18 protein-coding genes and 1 pseudogene are annotated in these 16,863 nt (G+C 70.0%); 9 read left to right on the forward strand and 10 right to left on the reverse strand.

What is annotated here, in order from left to right; genetic code table 11:
• The first annotated feature begins 121 nt into the window (after positions 1-121).
• Complete coding sequence (serB, locus tag AS97_RS13010) at positions 122-1,357, forward strand: phosphoserine phosphatase SerB (RefSeq protein WP_059147108.1); 1,236 nt, start codon at positions 122-124, stop codon at positions 1,355-1,357.
• Between the two features lie 138 nt (positions 1,358-1,495).
• On the opposite strand, the gene AS97_RS13015 is transcribed toward serB, so the two are convergent.
• The 4 genes from AS97_RS13015 to AS97_RS13025 form a co-directional block, all read right to left on the reverse strand.
• Positions 1,496-2,014 carry a histidine phosphatase family protein gene (locus AS97_RS13015; protein WP_059147107.1) on the reverse strand — a complete coding sequence of 173 codons (519 nt, stop codon included), beginning with the start codon at positions 2,012-2,014 and terminating at the stop codon, positions 1,496-1,498.
• Positions 2,015-2,130: 116 nt separating this feature from the next.
• Positions 2,131-2,349 carry a hypothetical protein gene (locus AS97_RS13020; RefSeq protein ID WP_059147106.1) on the reverse strand — a complete coding sequence of 73 codons (219 nt, stop codon included), beginning with the start codon at positions 2,347-2,349 and terminating at the stop codon, positions 2,131-2,133.
• A 151-nt stretch (positions 2,350-2,500) separates the two neighbouring features.
• Positions 2,501-2,617, reverse strand: coding sequence for an SGM_5486 family transporter-associated protein (locus tag AS97_RS48560; RefSeq protein ID WP_014059746.1), 117 nt, complete (start codon positions 2,615-2,617; stop codon positions 2,501-2,503).
• 101 nt (positions 2,618-2,718) lie between these two features.
• A complete protein-coding gene (locus AS97_RS13025) occupies positions 2,719-4,137 on the reverse strand; it encodes a CynX/NimT family MFS transporter (RefSeq protein WP_247204349.1) in 1,419 nt (472 codons plus the stop codon).
• 140 nt (positions 4,138-4,277) lie between these two features.
• Here AS97_RS13025 and AS97_RS13030 point away from each other — a divergent pair, with 140 nt between their 5' ends.
• Entirely contained in the window at positions 4,278-4,952 is a 675-nt protein-coding gene (locus AS97_RS13030) for a FadR/GntR family transcriptional regulator (RefSeq protein ID WP_086705664.1), read from the forward strand.
• A gap of 136 nt (positions 4,953-5,088) precedes the next feature.
• On the opposite strand, the gene AS97_RS13035 is transcribed toward AS97_RS13030, so the two are convergent.
• From AS97_RS13035 to AS97_RS13050, 4 genes are all read right to left on the reverse strand, one after another.
• Positions 5,089-5,415: a hypothetical protein gene (locus tag AS97_RS13035; RefSeq protein ID WP_059147103.1), complete on the reverse strand. Its 327-nt coding sequence runs from the start codon at positions 5,413-5,415 to the stop codon at positions 5,089-5,091.
• Between the two features lie 200 nt (positions 5,416-5,615).
• Positions 5,616-6,386 (reverse strand): enoyl-ACP reductase FabI, encoded by a 771-nt coding sequence (fabI, locus tag AS97_RS13040; protein WP_059147102.1) that lies wholly within the window; start codon positions 6,384-6,386, stop codon positions 5,616-5,618.
• A gap of 5 nt (positions 6,387-6,391) precedes the next feature.
• Positions 6,392-7,096 (reverse strand): 3-oxoacyl-[acyl-carrier-protein] reductase, encoded by a 705-nt coding sequence (fabG, locus tag AS97_RS13045; protein ID WP_059147101.1) that lies wholly within the window; start codon positions 7,094-7,096, stop codon positions 6,392-6,394.
• Between the two features lie 257 nt (positions 7,097-7,353).
• A complete protein-coding gene (locus AS97_RS13050; protein ID WP_125760310.1) occupies positions 7,354-8,223 on the reverse strand; it encodes a ferredoxin in 870 nt (289 codons plus the stop codon).
• 295 nt (positions 8,224-8,518) lie between these two features.
• Between AS97_RS13050 and AS97_RS13055 the strand changes: the two genes are divergently transcribed.
• The 5 genes and pseudogenes from AS97_RS13055 to AS97_RS47315 all read left to right on the forward strand — a co-directional run.
• Complete coding sequence (locus AS97_RS13055; protein ID WP_247204350.1) at positions 8,519-8,890, forward strand: SseB family protein; 372 nt, start codon at positions 8,519-8,521, stop codon at positions 8,888-8,890.
• On the forward strand, positions 8,883-9,404 hold the full coding sequence (locus tag AS97_RS13060; protein WP_059147098.1) for a hypothetical protein: 522 nt from the start codon (positions 8,883-8,885) through the stop codon (positions 9,402-9,404). The genes AS97_RS13055 and AS97_RS13060 overlap by 8 nt, the downstream gene beginning before the upstream one ends.
• The gene (locus AS97_RS13065; RefSeq protein WP_247204351.1) at positions 9,404-13,843 is read left to right on the forward strand and encodes a putative T7SS-secreted protein; all 4,440 of its coding nucleotides are present in this window, start codon (positions 9,404-9,406) and stop codon (positions 13,841-13,843) included. The genes AS97_RS13060 and AS97_RS13065 overlap by 1 nt, the downstream gene beginning before the upstream one ends.
• Before the next feature lie 140 nt (positions 13,844-13,983).
• Positions 13,984-14,334 (forward strand): hypothetical protein, encoded by a 351-nt coding sequence (locus tag AS97_RS13070; RefSeq protein ID WP_210564919.1) that lies wholly within the window; start codon positions 13,984-13,986, stop codon positions 14,332-14,334.
• Positions 14,331-14,550 (forward strand): annotated as a pseudogene (locus AS97_RS47315) (hypothetical protein); the annotation flags it as partial. The gene AS97_RS13070 and the pseudogene AS97_RS47315, both read left to right, overlap by 4 nt.
• 2 nt (positions 14,551-14,552) lie before the next feature.
• Here the strand turns inward: AS97_RS47315 and AS97_RS13075 are convergent.
• On the reverse strand, positions 14,553-15,128 hold the full coding sequence (locus AS97_RS13075; protein WP_046088965.1) for a Uma2 family endonuclease: 576 nt from the start codon (positions 15,126-15,128) through the stop codon (positions 14,553-14,555).
• A 46-nt stretch (positions 15,129-15,174) separates the two neighbouring features.
• Positions 15,175-15,675: an ATP-binding protein gene (locus AS97_RS13080; protein ID WP_338069295.1), complete on the reverse strand. Its 501-nt coding sequence runs from the start codon at positions 15,673-15,675 to the stop codon at positions 15,175-15,177.
• A gap of 150 nt (positions 15,676-15,825) precedes the next feature.
• On the opposite strand from AS97_RS13080, the gene AS97_RS13085 reads away from it, so the two are divergent.
• Positions 15,826-16,623 (forward strand): helix-turn-helix transcriptional regulator, encoded by a 798-nt coding sequence (locus tag AS97_RS13085; RefSeq protein WP_086711247.1) that lies wholly within the window; start codon positions 15,826-15,828, stop codon positions 16,621-16,623.
• Complete coding sequence (locus AS97_RS13090) at positions 16,620-16,823, forward strand: DUF397 domain-containing protein (protein ID WP_107420796.1); 204 nt, start codon at positions 16,620-16,622, stop codon at positions 16,821-16,823. The genes AS97_RS13085 and AS97_RS13090 overlap by 4 nt, the downstream gene beginning before the upstream one ends.
• The last annotated feature ends 40 nt before the right edge of the window (positions 16,824-16,863 follow it).

A 16,863-nucleotide genomic window follows, 5' to 3' on the forward strand; every position in this document is an offset into this window, starting at 1 on the left:
CGCCGATCATGCGAGGGGTGACGCCGCGGCGACCGGGACATGAACGTTCCGCCTCAGGCGGCCGTCCACGGTGCGGGCTGCCGCGCGCGCCGCGGGAAGGGCCGGATACGGTGGGAAGACCATGAGCACATCGCGGATCTCCCCTGTCACCGCCGTCCCGGACGACGACGATGTCCCGACCCTCCTTGTCAAGATCTTCGGCAAGGACCGCCCCGGTATCACCGCCGGGCTCTGCGACACCCTCGCCGCCTACGGCGTGCACATAGTGGACATAGAGCAGGTCGTCACCCGGGGCCGCATCGTGCTGTGTGTCCTGGTCACGGCCCCGAAGGCCGACGGCGCCGAGGGCGATCTGCGGGCCACCGTGCACAGCTGGGCGGAGTCGATGCGGCTCCAGGCCGAGATCATCTCCGGCCGGGGCGACAACCGGCCGCGTGGCACCGGCCGGTCGCATGTGACCGTGCTGGGGAATCCGCTGACCGCCGAGTCGACCGCCGCCATCGCCTCCCGGATCACCGGCACCGGCGGCAACATCGACCGGATCTTCCGGCTGGCGAAGTATCCGGTGACGGCCGTGGAGTTCGAGGTGTCCGGCGCCGAGACGGAGCCGCTGCGCACCGCGCTGGCCATCGAGGCCGCCGATATCGGCGTCGATGTGGCCGTGGTGGCGTCGGGGCTGCAGCGCCGGGCGCAGCGCCTGGTGGTCATGGATGTGGACTCCACCCTGATCCAGGACGAGGTGATCGAGCTCTTCGCCGCCCATGCGGGCTGTGAGGCCGAGGTCGCCGAGGTCACGGCGCGGGCGATGCGCGGTGAGCTGGACTTCGAGCAGTCGCTGCACGCGCGGGTCGCGCTGCTGGCGGGGATCGACGCGTCCGTGGTGGAGAAGGTGCGCGCCGAGGTCCGGCTCACGCCCGGCGCCCGTACGCTGATCCGCACCCTGAAGCGTCTCGGCTATCAGGTGGGCGTGGTCTCCGGTGGCTTTACGCAGGTCACCGACGATCTCAAGGAGCGGCTGGGGCTGGACTTCGCCTCCGCCAACACCCTGGAGGTCGTGGACGGCAAGCTGACCGGCCGGGTGGTCGGCGAGGTGGTGGACCGGGCGGGCAAGGCCCGGCTGCTGCGGCGCTTCGCGGCCGAGGCCGGGGTGCCGCTGGTGCAGACCGTCGCGATCGGCGACGGGGCCAACGACCTGGACATGCTGAACGCGGCCGGGCTGGGCGTCGCGTTCAACGCCAAGCCGGTGGTCCGGGAGGCCGCGCACACCGCCGTGAACGTGCCGTTCCTCGACACGGTGCTGTATCTGCTGGGCGTGACCCGCGAAGAGGTCGAGGCGGCGGACGCGCACGTGGACTGACGGATCCAGGGCTGACGGATCCCGGCCCGGAACGCGCACCGGCCCCCGCTCCCCGTACGACGGCGGAGCGGGGGCCGGTGCGCTGAGATCACGCCCGGGGGATCACCCGGGAATCCCAGCAATCCCGGGAATCGGCAATCACTCGTGGGGCGCCCAGAAGCCGGCGAGACGCCCGCAGCCGATCTCCACCGACTTCCATGAGCCGCTGAAGGTCACGACGGCGAACGCTGAGGTGGGGAAGGCACCACGCTCCATACGCTCCCTGACACCCTCGTCGGCCTCGCCCGCCAACGCGTCGGCGAGGCCGTGCATCCCGGGGTTGTGGCCGACGACCAGCAGATCGGTGACGTCGTCCGCGGTCTCATTGATCACCTCGATGAGCTGACCGACCGGGGCGTCGTACAAACGCTCCTCGTAGACGGTCTTGGGGCGGTGCGGCAACTCGTGGACCACCAGCTTCCAGGTCTCACGGGTGCGCAGCGCGGTGGAGCAGAGGGTGAGTTCGGGGGTGAGACCGGCCTCCGCGATCCGGCGCCCGGCGAGCGGGGCGTCATTGCGGCCGCGGTCCGCGAGCGGGCGCTCGTGGTCGGCCACCTGGGGCCAGTCGGCCTTGGCGTGTCGAAGGAGGACAATCCTGCGGGGCACATCGACGCTCATGCGTCCCAGCTTCGCATGAATCGGTGCACGAGGCGCAGGGTGTTGGAACGACCTCGTCAAACGTGAGCACACCCGCGATATGGCGGACACGGCTGATCACCACCGCCTACGGTGGGTCACGGTGCCGCGCCCCCGAAGGTCCGGTGCAGCAACTCCACGACCTGCGAGACCGGTCCGGAGACGCCGCTCTCGGCATGGGCGTCGGTGGGCCCGGTGAGCAGAAGCAGCAGCGCCGCGAAGGCCACGGTCGGGAGAACGACGGCCCACCACGGGAGCCGCATGTCCATGCCACTGTCCACCGGACGTGCGGGCCGGGTACGGGTGCGGGCGGACATGGGATCGCCTCCGGGTCGCCGAACGTGTCGATGGTTCGACGGTACGGAGCGGGCGGGGCGGCTCCCATCCGGTGAGCCACCCACTTGCCCCTGAGCCCAGCCCCCTAGGGGATGGTGGGGCCGGCCCCACCATCCGGTCCCCCGCCCGGGGTCAGGGCGAGGCGAGGGTGGCGATCACGCCGACGACCACGGTGATGCCGAGCATCACACCGAGGATGATGAGGAGCTTCTTCTGGCCGTCCGGGGGGTTCTCATCGAGCACTGGCATGGCACCAGTCTCCCATCCCCCGTACGCGACTTTGAGCAGCCCTCGTACCCGACCCGGACCAGCCCGCGCGGACACGGATCAGCGCTCGTTCGCGACCTCGATCAGCGCTCGTCCTCGAGGGTGCGGTCGCGTCCGGCCAGCACGCCCGCGATGATCTGCGGCACCATGAACCCGGCCATCAGCGCGATGGGCTGTCCCCAGCCGCCGCTGTGCTGGTAGAGCACGCCGACCAGCAGCGGGCCCGGGATGGACAGCAGATAGCCGACGGACTGCGCGAAGGCCGACAGCCGGACCACTCCCGCATGGGTCCTCGTCCGCATGCCGATCATGGTGAGGGCGAGCGGGAAGGCGCAGTTGGCGATGCCGAGCAGCAGGGCCCAGGCCCAGGCGCCGCCGGCCGGGGCCAGCCACAGCCCGGCGTAACCGGTGAGGCCGAAGACGCCGAGGACGACGACCAGGACGCCCTGGTGCCGCAGCCGGGCGGCGATCCGCGGCAGGACGAAGGCGAGCGGCACGCCCATCGCCATCATCACGGCCAGCAGCAATCCGGAGGTGGAGGCGGAGACCCCCGCGTCCCGGAAGATCTGCGGCATCCAGCCCATGGAGATGTACGCGGCGGTGGCCTGGAAGCCGAAGAAGACGGCCATGGCCCAGGCGAGGGGGCTGCGGGTGATGCGGATCGCGGGCCCATCGGCCGGGGCGTCGGTCTCGGCCGCGGCGGCGCTCCCGGCCGCGGCCGATGCGTCCGCGTCCGTACGGCCCGCTTCCGTACGGCCCGCGCCGGTACCGGCCGCCTCGGTGCCGGCCGTCCCGGTACCGGCCGCCTCCGTACGAGTCACCTCGGCGCCAGCCGCCCTCGCGCCGGTCGTATGGTCGCGGGCGAGGAACAGCCACGCCACCAGCGCCACCGCGGCGAGCAGCGCCCACGCCCCGAGCCCGGTCCGCCAGGAGCCGCCCAGCGCGTCGGTCATCGGCACGGTGACCGCCGCGGAGGCGGCGGTGCCCAGCGACAGGCCCATCGAGTACAGCCCGGTCATCGAGCCGACCCGGTCGGGGAACCAGCGCTTGACGATCACCGGCATCAGGACGTTGCTCACCGCGATCCCGGCCAGGGCGAGCGCGCTGGCCGCCAGGAACGCCACGGTCCCGCCGGCCAGGGGGCGCAGCAGCAGACCGGCGGCGATGGCGGCGAGCCCGGCGCAGACGATGGCCACCGGCCCCCAGCGCCGGGCCAGCCGGGGTGCGGTGAACCCGAAGAGCGCGAAACACGCCGCGGGCACGGAGGTGAGCACGCCGGCGACGGTGCCGCTCATCCCGAGGTCGGCGCGGACCTCTTCGAGCAGCGGGCCGAGGCTGGTGACGGCGGGGCGGAGATTGAGCGCGGCGAGGATGAGCCCTGCCGCCATGACGCGGCCTCGCCAGGGCGAGGCGGCGCGGCGCGGGCCTCCCGGTTCCGCCGGGCGGGGCGCGGAGTCGGCGGTGTCGAGCGTCGCGAGATCGTCAGACAGGGGCGTGTGCATGCCGACCATCATAGAATGATGGGATGAATGCTGGTCCAGTGGTGAGCGACCGCCCGGTAACGGCCTGACGGCATCATGGGAGGGCCCGTTCGACGCGTTCGTTCACCTCGGGCCATATCCGCCCCACGCACAGGAGAGTCATGCCGCTGACCTCGCCCCGGCGCTCCGCCCTCGCCGACCAGGTGATCGCCCAGCTGCGCGCCCAGATCACGTCGGGCGAATGGCCGGTGGGCTCGCGGATCCCCACCGAGCCCGAGCTGGTCGAGCAGCTGGGGGTCGCGCGCAACACGGTGCGGGAGGCCGTACGCGCCCTCGCGCACAACGGGCTGCTGGACATCCGCCAGGGCTCGGGCACCTATGTCCTGGCGACCAGCGAACTGGCCGGGGTGATGCACCGGCGCTTCGCCGCCGCCGACCCCCGTCATGTGGCCGAGCTGCGCAGCGCCCTGGAGACCAAGGCCGCCCAGCTGGCCGCGGAGCACCGCACCGAACAGGACCTCAAGCAGCTGGACGCACAGCTGGACCGGCGCGAGCGGGCCTGGGAGGCGGGCGATCCGGACGCGTTCGTCGAGGCGGACGCCACCTTGCACATGGCGGTCGTCGCCGCCTCGCACAACGATGTGCTGGCGGAGCTGTACGCGGATCTGGGCGCGGTCGTACGGGACTTCCTGCGCGCGGACGTGGGCAGCGGGATGGGCCCGGACACGTATGTGGACCACGGACGGCTGGTGGAGGCGATCCGGAAGGGCGACGGGGAACAGGCGGCGGCCGAGGCCAGCACCCACCCGTTCGGCTGCCGCTTCCGCGCGCGCTGAGCGACCGGCAGCCGCTGAGCGACCGGCGGCCACTGACGGCCGGCAGCCGCTGAGCGACCGGCGGCCACTGACGACCGGCAGCCGCCAAGGCGCCCGCCAAAGGCAGGCGGCAGCCTTGGGGTGTGGGGCCCGGCGCTCAGCGGTGGTGGCTCACCCACGCCTTCCGTATCTCCTTCCAGCAGCGCTCGGCGAGGTCCACGTGCTGGGCCGGGCCGACCTCCACCGGGCGGGCGTCCATGTCCGGGTCCCACCAGCGGGCGCATTCGACATGCAGCTGCACCCGGTCCGCGTTGGGGTTGGGGTTGAAACAGCTGGCCGTGGCGTGCGAGCCGCGCACCGAGGTGCTGCAGGCGGCCTCGCGCCTCTTGGGCCGTTCCTGCGCGGCGGAGCTGGAGGCGGCTATGACCAGACCCACCGTGGCCAGGAGCAGCAGCGCGGCCGCGACACGGCGGGTCGTACGCATGCGGGACCTCCTCGGCCGTGCCGCTGGCGCTGGCGCTCCGGTGAGTCGGTTCGTCGTATGACTCCACAGTGCCGGTGCCCACCACCCGGACGCGCGTCCTGTTCCCCCGGACGGGTGAACGCGCACGCGGAACGGCCGCCGCCCCGGCCCCCCGGTGCACGGGGGCAGGACGGCGGCCGTCGCGCGGAAACGCCGTGGGCTCAGGCACCCATCATGTGCACACCGCCGTCGACATGCACGATCTCGCCCGTGGTGCGCGGGAACCAGTCGGACAGCAGGGCGACGACGCCGCGCCCGGCCGGCTCCGGGTCGGTCAGGTCCCAGCCGATCGGGGCCCGGTGGTTCCACACGTCCGCGAGTTCCTCGAAGCCGGGGATGGACTTCGCGGCCATGGACTTGATCGGCCCGGCGGAGACCAGGTTGCAGCGCACGTTCTTCTCGCCGAGGTCGCGGGCGAGGTAGCGGCTGGTGGACTCCAGCGCGGCCTTGGCCACGCCCATCCAGTCGTACTTCGGCCAGGCGAACTGGGCGTCGAAGGTCAGGCCGACGATCGAGCCGCCGCGCGGCATCACCGGCAGGCACGCCATGGTGAGCGCCTTGAGGGAGTAGGCCGAGACGTGCACGGCGGTGCCGACGTCCTCCCAGCTGCCCTCGAGGAAGTTGAACGCGCCCTGCGGGCCGAAGGCGATGGAGTGCACCACGCCGTCGAGGTCGACACCCTCGCCCAGGTGCTCGCGCACCTTGTCGGCCAGGCCGTCCAGCTGCTCCTGGTTCTGCACGTCCAGCTCGATGACCGGGGCGGGCTTGGGCAGCCGCTTGGCGATCCGCTCGACGAGGGAGACCCGGCCGAAGCCGGTGAGGATGACCTCGGCGCCCTCCTCCTGGGCCAGCCTGGCGGTGTGGAAGGCGATGGAGGCCTCGGTGATGACGCCCGTGACCAGGATGCGCTTGCCGGCGAGAATTCCACTCATGACGTTCAGTGACCCATGCCCAATCCGCCGTCGACAGGGATGACGGCTCCAGTGATGTACGCGGCCTCGTCGGAGGCCAGGAAGCGGACCGAGGCGGCGATCTCCTCGGGCTGCGCGTAACGCGCGAGCGGTACCTGCTTCACGATGTTCTCGCGCTGGTCGTCGCTGAGCGCGCGCGTCATGTCCGTGTCGACGAAACCGGGCGCGACCACATTGACGGTGATGTTGCGCGAGCCCAGCTCACGGGCGAGGGAGCGGGCGAAGCCCACCAGGCCCGCCTTGGACGCGGCATAGTTCGCCTGACCGGCCGACCCCATCAGCCCGACGACCGACGAGATCAGCACCACGCGCCCCTTACGGGCCCGCAGCATCCCCCGGTTGGCCCGCTTGACCACGCGGAACGTGCCGGTGAGGTTGGTCTCGAGGACGGTGGCGAAGTCCTCCTCGGACATCCGCATCAGCAGCTGGTCGCGGGTGACCCCGGCGTTGGCCACCAGGACCTCGACCGCGCCGTGCTTCTCCTCGATCTCCTTGTACGCCTGCTCGACCTGCTCCGGCTCGGTGATGTCGCATTTGACCGCGAGCAGGTCGGCCGGCGGCTCGCCGGACCGGTAGGTGATGGCGACCTTGTCGCCAGCGTCGGCGAAGGCACGGGCGATGGCGAGGCCGATGCCGCGGTTGCCTCCGGTGACGAGAACCGAGCGGCTCAAGGGACCACCTTCTCTTGTCGATCTCTGTCGATTGTTCCTGCGGGACTGTTCCTGCGGGACGTCACAGCGCGTGCCGACCCCTACCCCCGCAAACTATCGGTCCGAGGCCCTCGAGGAGGAATCGGGCACCCACAGGGGCGGGTGTCCCTCCCTGTCGACTTCCTACAGAAACCCAGTGGTCACCGTCCTGCGGAGACGCGGTGGTCACCGACCCCCGCCGGGCTCGATCCCGGCCTCTCCCCCAGCCGGGCCCGCCCTCACCACCGGACGGCCGTGAAGTCGATCGGCCGGGGGCGCAGCAGCCCCGTGCGCTCCGCCAGCGCCCGCAGCCGCCGGGACATCTCCTCGGCGTCCAGATGGCACCGGTCCCCATGGCCCGGCAGGATCCACTCGAACCGCAGCCGTCCGGCCACCCTCGCGAGTGAGGCGGCCAGCTCCTCGATGGAGTGCCAGGTCACGCTCTCCGCCACGGCCAGATCTCCGAGCGCGCGCGACCAGTAGACGCTGTCACCGCTGAAGCAGTACCGGTCGTCCGCGAGGTAGAGCACGCTGCCCAGGGTGTGACCCGGCAGCGGATGGGCGGTGACTCCCGGGCCGATCTCCACGGGCTCCAGGCCCCGGATCACCTGGTCCGCGTCGGGCGCCGCGTCCAGGTCACCCTCGTGGATCCACAGCCGGGCGCCGAAGTGATCGGCGTAACGGCGGCCGTGTGCGGCGTGGTCGCGGTGGGTCAGCAGCACATCGGTGACGGGGCCCGAGGCCACGTAACGCCCGGCCAGCTCCCGGCTCCAGCGCGGTGTGTCGATCATCATCGCCGTGCCGGACGGCCGCGGCAGCAGATAGGAGTTGGCCCCAGCGGTGTGTTGGGAGTTGTGGCCGCAGATCAGTACACCGTCGTCCAGGGCCATGGGGAACGGGTCGAGCGCCCGGTCCGGCTGCCCGGACGCGGGGCGGATCGAGCGGGTGGGGCAGGCGAACGCGGCGGCGTGCAGGCGCCGCGCCTCCGCCTCGTCGCGCGGCTGGCGCACGACCTCCGACCGCCCGCCGACCTCGCTGATCAGCTCGGGCGCCAACTGCCGGGCGACATCGCAGTTGGTACAGCGGTCGTCCACGTACCAGTCGTCCATGACCGGACTCCTTCCGAGAATGCGGCCCCGACCAGGACCGCCCTTTCAGGGATAGCCAGCCGCGGACAAAACCGGTAGGCCCTGCCGATCTTGTACTTTCGGGCCCGAGCCTCTCTCACAGGCCCGAAAGCTCCCGAGCGACCTGTCATCACGCCGTGTCGCGTGGCGGTCACCAATGGTGTCAGTCACCTGTGCGAAGATGGCCCGCATGTTTGGGGGAGGGGACAGCAGACCGCCTGGTCAGGCTGGCAGAACGACGCTGGCGGACCTCATCCACCAGGAGACCGCCTCGCGGATGCCGGAGCGGGAGAAGTGGGCGGCGCTGCGGAAGGCGCGGCTGTACTTCCAGCGCCCGGAGGAGCCCGGCTTCCTGGTCTCGGAGACCGCCGAAGGCGGCCCGCTCGTGCCGGTCTTCACCTCGGTCGAGGGGCTCGCGCGCTTCGCGGGGGCGTGCGGATGGGCGTCCACGACCGTCGAGGACCTGGTGGGCCTGTTGCCCGAGGGTGTACGGGCGCTGGTGGACCCGCTGGGTGAGCGCCCGTTCCTGCTGGACGCGCGGACGCTGCGCGACGCGGACGGCCAGGGCGCGGAAAGCCAGGAGGCGGACGGCCAGGAAGCGGACGGCCAGGAAGCGGACGGCCGCGAGGAGAGGGCTGACGGTGGCTGATCCCGACGCGCGGAATGTGAACCGGGCCCCCAGCGAGGGCGGCGAACACGGCAAGTACGGCGGCAACGAGGGTGCCGACGGCTACAAGATCGAGATCGAGTCGGTCAAGGGTCTGATCAGACCTCTGGAGGAGTCGGTCGTCGGTGCCCGCTCGGTGAAGAACGGCCAGGAGAAGCTCGCGGCCTACCTCCAGCACTGCGGCGCGCCCGAACTCCTGGAATCCGGCAAGGGATTCCTCAAGGAGTGGGGCTTCGGCATGGGGGAACTGGCCGATCACGCGGACGCGGTGGTGGAGCGGCTGTACGAGGCGATAGCCGGGTACATGCTGGCGGATCTGATGCGGATCAAGGACTTCTGGCCCTCGGACGAGAACATGGCCAAGCTCCCCTCGGGCGCGGCGGCCAAGTGGTCCTGGGAGCACGTGGGCGCGCCGGAGATGGAGAAGCGCCCGGAGGACACGGCGTTGTCGAAGTTCGCGCGCAAACTGCAGAGTGAGTACGGGGACGAGTCCTGATGGGCGATCCGGACGCGGGGCGGGCCCCGCAGATACGGATTCCGGTGGACGCGGTGCCCAAGGACCTGATCCCCGGCAATCCGGATGACATCGACGACCTGGTGCTGGAGCTGCGCGCGTACGCGGGCGCCTTCCAGGACGGCAAGGACAAGCTGCGGCCGCTGGAGCTGGCGGACTGGTCGGGCAAGGGCGCGAGCGAGTTCCGGAAGTCGGTCGACCGGCTGCCGAAGGAACTGACCTCGGGACACGACCAGTTCACCCATGCGGCGAGCGCACTGGCGGCGTACGCCACCAAGCTGCGGTCGGTGCAGAAGCGGTGTGAGGCGATCATCGAGGACGCGGACGCGGCGCGGGCGGCGTCCAAGGCGTACGGCAAGAAGGTCGAGTCGTACAACGACGCGGTGACGCGCGGCGACGAGCAGTTGCCGGAGAAGCCCTCGGAGACCGATCCGGGCATCGCCGCGATGGAGGGGTGTGTCGGTCGGCTGGACAAGCTGATCGAGGAGTTGCAGCTCGTCGTCGACGCGTCGAAGAAGAAGATCGACAAGGCGGCGGAGAAGGCCCCGAACAAGCCGAGCAACTGGCACAAGCTCGGCGACAGCTTCAAGGACGGGCTGTGGAAGGTCCACCACGGCATCCTGGGCCTGGGCGAGATCCCCGCCTCGATCGCCAAGGGCGACGGCAAGGGCCTGGCGATGCAGCTGGCCGGTATGGCGGACGGCGCGGCGTACGCGGCCCAGCACCCCAAGGAGTTCGCCAAGGCGGTCACGAACTGGGACCTGTGGTCCAAGGATCCGCTGCGCGCGGCGGGCGAGATCACCCCGTCGCTGCTGCTGGCCCTGGCCACGGGCGGCGCGAGCGCGCTGCGCAAGGAGCTCCGGACGGGCCAGACCGCCGCCCAGCGGCTGGCGCTCCGCAAGAGGGCCCTGGGCCGGGACGGCGAGGCATCCGGCCGGGCGGACAGCGAGGGGACGCACGACCGGCATACGCACGACAGGGACTGCGAGGACGACCCGGTCGACGTCGCCACCGGCGAGATGGTCATGTCGGCCACGGACGTGTCCCTGCCCGGGGCGCTCCCCCTGGTCCTGGAGCGCACCTTCGTCTCCGGGCACACCTGCGGAGGCTGGTTCGGCCGCACCTGGGCGGCCACGCTCGACCAGCGGCTGGAGCTGGACGCGGACGGGATCGTGTTCGTCACGGCCGACGGCATGGTGCTGCGCTACGGGGTGCCGACGCCCGGGGAGGACACGTTTCCGGCACGGGGCCCGCGCTGGCCACTGCGCTGGGACGGCGCGGCGGGCGGCACGATGCGGATCGAGATACCGGAGCAGGGCCGCACACTGCACTTCGACCCGTTGATGGGCAACGAACTCCCCCTGACGGTGATCGAAGACCGCAACGGCCGGTCGATCACCTTCACTTATGAAGAGGACGGCACCCCGAGCGAGGTGGCGCACTCCGGCGGGTACCGCATCGCGATCGACACCGATCCGGAGCTGATGCGCGTCACCGGGCTGCGACTGCTGGGCGTGGGTGACGCCGAGGAAGGGACCTTACTGGTCTCCTTCGGCTACAACGGCGCGGGCGACCTGACCGAGGTCTTCAACTCCACGGGCGAGCCGATGCGGTTCACCTACGACGACCAGCACCGCGTCACGTCGTGGACCGACCGCAACGGCACCAGCTTCGGGTACGTCTACGACCACCGGGGCCGGGTGCTGCGCACCATCGGCTCGGACGACATGATGACCGGCCGCTTCCACTACGACGAGGCGTCCCGCACCACCGTCTACACGGACTCGCTCGGCCACCGCGTCACGTACGTCTTCGACGAGGCGTACCGGGCGGTGTCCCGTACCGATGCCCTGGGCCACACCACGCACACCGAGTGGGACCCGGAGACGCGCCGCTTACCGCTGTCGGTGACGGACCCGCTGGGCCACACCACACGCTACGCGTACGACGACTCCGGCAACCTGATACGCGTCGACCGCCCGGACGGCACGGCGGCCATGGCCACGTACGACGCGTACGGCAGGCCGCTGGAGGTCCGGGAGCCGGACGGGGCCGTGTGGCGCCACGCCTACGACGACCGGGGCAACCGCGTCCGGACGACGGACCCCGCAGGCGCGGAGACGCGCTACACGTACGACGAGTCGGGGAACCTGACCTCGGTCACGGACGCGCTGGGCCACACCACGCATGTCGTATGCGACGCGGCGGGCCTGCCGGTGGAAATCACCGACGCCTTGGGCAACACGACACGGGTCCGCCGGGGCACCCACGGCCGCATCACCCGCGTCACCGATCCCCTGGGCCATGTCACCCGCCAAGGCTGGACGATCGAGGGCAAGCCCGCCTGGCGCACCCGGCCGGACGGCAGCCGCGAGACCTGGGCCTGGGACGCCGAGGGCAACCTCACCGAGCACACTGATCCGGCGGGCAACACCACCCGCCACACCCACACCCACTTCGACCTCCCGGCGACGCGCACGGAGCCGGACGGGGCGACGTACGCCTTCCGTTACGACACCGAGCTGCGCCTGACCGGGGTCACGAACCCGCAGGGCCTGACGTGGACGTACACGTACGACGGGGCGGGGCAGGTCGTCTCGGAAACAGACTTCAACGGCCGCACCCTCAGCTACCAGCACGACGCGGCGGGCCGCCTGATATCCCGGGAGAACGGCGCGGGCGAGGCACTGGCCTACGCGCGTGACGCGCTGGGCCGCACGGTCGCCACGCACACGGCGGACGGCACGGAGACGACGTTCGCGTACGACGCGGCGAGCCGCCTGACGCGGGCGGCGAACCCGGACACGGATCTGAGCCGCACGTATGACGTGCGGGGCCGGGTTCTGACGGAGACGGTGGGCGGTCGTACGACGTCGTACGCGTACGACGCGGCGGGCAACCGCACCGAGCGGATCACCCCGAGCGGCCTGCGGTCGGCATGGACGTACGACGCGGCAGGCCGCCCGCTGTCCCTCACCACGGCGGACAACGCGCTGCACTTCGCGTACGACGCGGCGGGCCGGGAGACGGCACGCACGTTCGGCGACGATGTGACCCTGACCCAGGCGTGGGACGCCCTGGACCGCATGACGGGCCAGACCGTCACCGGCCCGGCCAACGCCCTAATCCAGCACCGGGCGTACGCCTACCGCCCGGACGACCACCTCACGGAGATCCGCGAGCTGACGTCCGGCACCCGCCGCTTCGACCTCGACCCGGTCGGCCGCGTGACGGCGGTCCACGCCCATGGCTGGACCGAGACCTACGCCTACGACGCGGCGGGCAACCTGACCCATGCCACGGCCCCGGGCCATGAGGCCACCGGGGACCGCGAGTTCACCGGCACGGTGATCCATCGCGCGGGCCGCACGACGTACGAACACGACGCCCAGGGCCGCCTGACCCGCCGCACCCGCAAACTCCTGAACGGCCAGACCCGCACCTGGACCTACACCTGGAACGCGGAAGACCGCCTGACGGACGCGACAACCCCGGACGGCGACCACTGGCACTACACCTACGACCCGCTGGGCCGCCGCACCGCGAAACAACGCGTCGCGAAGGATGGCACGGCCGCCGACCGAATCGACTTCACCTGGGACGGCACTCGCCTGGCGGAGCAGACGACGGCCGAGGGCACGACGCTGACGTGGGACTACGCCCCGGACACCCACCGCCCGCTGACCCAGACCGAGCACCACACGCCGCGTGAGCCGGCGGCGGAAACATCACCGGTCCTCCGTCGCCTGACCGATACGACCCCGCAATCGGAATACGACGTCCGCTTTCACGCCATCATCACCGACCTGGTCGGCACCCCCACCGAACTGGTCACCCCCGACGGGGATGTGGCCTGGCAACACCGAACCACCCTCTGGGGCACTCCCCTCCCCGCCCCACCCGGCTCGGCCGACTGCCCCCTCCGCTTCCCCGGCCAATACGCCGACCCGGAAACCGGTCTCCACTACAACTACTTCCGCCACTACGACCCGGAAACGGCGCGGTACGCCTCACCCGACCCTCTGGGTCTAGAACCTGCTCCCAACCACCACAGCTACGTCCGCAGCCCTCACCATTGGACAGACCCTCTGGGGCTAAACGCCTGCGAGGACGCAAGTAAGATCGATGTCGACAACCTCAAGATGACGCGCACAGTGGAACGTCACCTTGACGATGTCCACGAGATAAAGAACGACAAGGACGGCGGCAGAGCATTCGTCCAATCCCGTCCGTTCACAGATTCAACCCTGACGGTTCGGGAAGTGATGGAGGGAAGCGAACCCTACGCCGATCCGCGTGGCACTGAAGGAGCGGTCCGGTGGGACACTCCCGGTAAATTCCACGGACGAGAAGGAAAATGGGAGCTGGTGATTGACACGAATACCAACACCATCCTGCATTTCAACTTCACGAGAGAGTGATGATAATCAAGGCGCTGTGGCAACCTTCCGACTCCCTCCCGGGTGAACTTCTGTACAGCAGGTCAGAGTACGGCTTCCGTTTCCGGACCGCAGATGCGAAAAATCTCGCGGCAAGCGAGGGCGACAAAGGATTTGCCAGCGTGTCGATTGACACCCTGCAAATCGAAGTCAGCGTACAAACAGGCCGTGCCCTCTACGTATGGGGATACGAGCCCTACACTAGCTGGCGCAACGAAAATTTCAATGAACCCGAGGCGCAACCCGGATTGGTTCTTCTGCAGCCAAGCGAACCATTCGAAGAGGGCATCTCTCTGTCAATCTCGGCCCAGCACTGGGGTCGGCGATATGACCAATCCACTGGCTGGTTCGTGACGAGCCCACTTGATCGCGATGGTGCCGAGTGGCATGTCGAAATCGCCAAGGGCATTGTGCTGGGTGGATCGATACAGGGAATTCAGTCAGTCTATCTGAGGCCGACTTTCGAAGATTGAAACACGGCAGGGCGCTCGCCGACGCGGCGCTCGCGCGCTCGGGGCTGGGCATGCCGACTTCCGGTTCGAGCGGGTGCGCACTGCGGCCTGGCGGTTGCGGGATGGCAGGCCGTCCGGGGCCCGGACACCACCGAGGTCAACCCCTTCGATGTGGCCGACTCCGGCAAGAACCGACTGCTCGCCGAGTGGAGCGAGCGGCTGCTGGCCGCCGACGGCGGTCAGCGGTCCTCGGGATAGGTCCGCAGGTCCGTGGTGGCGAGGGTCCAGTCACCGATGGTCACCTCGTCACCGAAGGCGTAATCGCTGCGGGTGCGGTAACGGGGGCCCTCACCGCCGAGCCCGGGGCCCGGATCGGACAGGGCCGCGATGGTGCCCTTCCGTGGATCGACGAGAAGGTAGAGAGGGATGCCCATCGCCGGGTAGTCGTGCATCTTCTCGACGTAGTCGGTGGAGTGATTCGACGGCGAGACGACCTCGGCGACCAGGGCGACATCACGAGGATGGAACGGCGCCATCGTATTCTCGGCGAACACCGCGTCTGGAACGACGATCAGATCAGGGCGCCGAAGTTTCCCGAGAGAGGCATCCTCCACCTCACCGCCCGTGTGAGCGACCAGAAAAGACGGGATTTGCCGGTCAAGCTGCTGGCGGATACGCAGAGCGATGAACTCGTGCGGACGCGAGGGCGACATCATCATGACGATCTCGTCACCACTGATCTCATAGCCCCGGAACGGGTCCGGCGCATGCTCGGCGAGCCGCTCCGCGATTTCCCGTAGACGCCCGTACTCCACGGCCGACGCTCCTTCACCACGGTGAACCTGCTCGTCTGTGCCTCCATCATCGCGCATCGCCGACTCCGGTGTCTCCCGTGACCTGCTGCGACCCGCACCCCTCGGGAGCGATGGCGTATTCGCACCACACCGTCTTGCCGACGCCCCGCTCCGCCACCCCCCACTTCGACGCGAGCGCGTCCACGAGCAGCAGCCCGCGCCCGCACTCCGCCTCGTCGTCCCGGTCCCGGAGCACCGGGCGCCGCTCGTCGCGGGCGTCGGACACCTCGATACGAGCCGAGGCAGGGGCCCGACGGCCATCGGGACCGGGCGGCGGCTGCACGCTGAGCCGCAGATGGAAGCGGCGGCCGGGCACGTGCCCGTGGCTCACGGCGTTCGCCGCGAGTTCGCCCGCGATCAGCGCGAGGCTCTGCGAGGCTCCGCTGTCCCGGGGGATGCCCCACTCCTCCAGTCTGCGGACGACGATGCGCCGGGCGAGCCGGGCACCGCGCCGCGAAGAGGTGAAGAACATCTCGAACGTACCGCTAGGGGGATTTTCGCCAGTCACGTCACCGAGCGTGGCGAAGCGCGCCTAGCCTGACCAGACGGGCGGCGGGTACGCAGGGTCGCGGTACGGGCACGGGCAGTGCCCGTACGGGAGGACTGCCGTGACGCCGAGGGGAAGCGGGGCGTTCTCGCGCAAGGAGGTGGGTGGGCCATGGCGGGTGACATCGTCAAATGCATCGGCAGGCAGGTGAAGCTCTTCCGCGAACGGGCGGGGCTCACGCAGGCACAGTTGGGTGAGGCGATCGGATACAGCGAGGAGCAGGTCTCATCGGTCGAGCAGGGACGCCGGGTGCCACAGCCGGACTTCCTGGACGCGGCGGACGAGGCACTGGAGGCGTTCGGGGTGCTGCGCGCGGCCAGGGAGGAAGTCGCCAACGTACAGCTCCCGGCGTTCTTCCGGGGCGCGGCACGGCTGGAGGCGCAGGCGGTCGAGTTCCACGCGTACGAGAACCAGGTGATCAACGGGTTGCTCCAGACCGGCGATTACGCCCGAGCTGTCTTCACGATGCAACGCCCGATGCTGGGCGAGGAAACCATCGAGCAGCGGGTCACCGCCCGGTTGGCCCGGCAGGAACTCATCACTCGGCAACCCCCGCCCATCATGAGCTTCGTGACCGAGGAGGCGGTGTTGCGCCGACCATGCGGCGGAACACCGGTGATGCGTGCGCAGTTGGAACACCTGCTACACGTCGGCCAGATGCGGAACGTGGACCTTCAGGTCATGCCGACGAGGGTGGACGAACATGCCGGAGCGGGCGGCCCATTTGCCTTGCTGGAGCCCAAGGGGCGCCAGATGATGGCTTACGTAGAGGTCCAGGACATCAGCAGATTGCTGACGGATCGCAAAGCGGTCCGCACGCTGGAACAGCGCTACGGGATCATCAGAGCCCAGGCTCTCACTCCACGGGAGTCGCTGGCTTTCATCGAGAAACTGCGGGGAGAAACGTGAACAACAACGACATCGAACTGTCGTGGTTCAAGAGCAGCTACAGCAGCGGTGAGGGCGGCATGTGCGTCGAGGTGGCCGCCACCGCCGACACCGTCCACGTACGGGACTCCAAGAACCGCCACGGATCACGACTCGCCTTCTCCATACGCCAGTGGGACGCGTTCATCGGCCGTCTCACGGCTGAAGAGTTCGGCGCGTAACCAGACCGTTCGGCCGCCCTGGGCAACCGGGGCGGCCGTT

It is taken from the genome of Streptomyces sp. AgN23, from assembly GCF_001598115.1.
In the GTDB taxonomy this organism is placed as follows: Bacteria; Actinomycetota; Actinomycetes; order Streptomycetales; family Streptomycetaceae; genus Streptomyces; species Streptomyces antimycoticus.

Coding starts and splice junctions, on each gene's coding strand:
- AS97_RS13050 (WP_125760310.1), bottom strand. CDS start 8,223: ATGGACGACTGGTACGTGGACGACCGCTGTACCAACTGCGATGTCGCC.
- AS97_RS13025 (WP_247204349.1), bottom strand. CDS start 4,137: ATGCACACGCCCCTGTCTGACGATCTCGCGACGCTCGACACCGCCGAC.
- fabI (WP_059147102.1), bottom strand. CDS start 6,386: ATGAGTGGAATTCTCGCCGGCAAGCGCATCCTGGTCACGGGCGTCATC.
- serB (WP_059147108.1), top strand. CDS start 122: ATGAGCACATCGCGGATCTCCCCTGTCACCGCCGTCCCGGACGACGAC.
- AS97_RS13020 (WP_059147106.1), bottom strand. CDS start 2,349: ATGTCCGCCCGCACCCGTACCCGGCCCGCACGTCCGGTGGACAGTGGC.
- AS97_RS13030 (WP_086705664.1), top strand. CDS start 4,278: ATGCCGCTGACCTCGCCCCGGCGCTCCGCCCTCGCCGACCAGGTGATC.
- AS97_RS48560 (WP_014059746.1), bottom strand. CDS start 2,617: ATGCCAGTGCTCGATGAGAACCCCCCGGACGGCCAGAAGAAGCTCCTC.
- AS97_RS13055 (WP_247204350.1), top strand. CDS start 8,519: ATGCCGGAGCGGGAGAAGTGGGCGGCGCTGCGGAAGGCGCGGCTGTAC.
- AS97_RS13015 (WP_059147107.1), bottom strand. CDS start 2,014: ATGAGCGTCGATGTGCCCCGCAGGATTGTCCTCCTTCGACACGCCAAG.
- AS97_RS13035 (WP_059147103.1), bottom strand. CDS start 5,415: ATGCGTACGACCCGCCGTGTCGCGGCCGCGCTGCTGCTCCTGGCCACG.
- AS97_RS13065 (WP_247204351.1), top strand. CDS start 9,404: ATGGGCGATCCGGACGCGGGGCGGGCCCCGCAGATACGGATTCCGGTG.
- AS97_RS13085 (WP_086711247.1), top strand. CDS start 15,826: ATGGCGGGTGACATCGTCAAATGCATCGGCAGGCAGGTGAAGCTCTTC.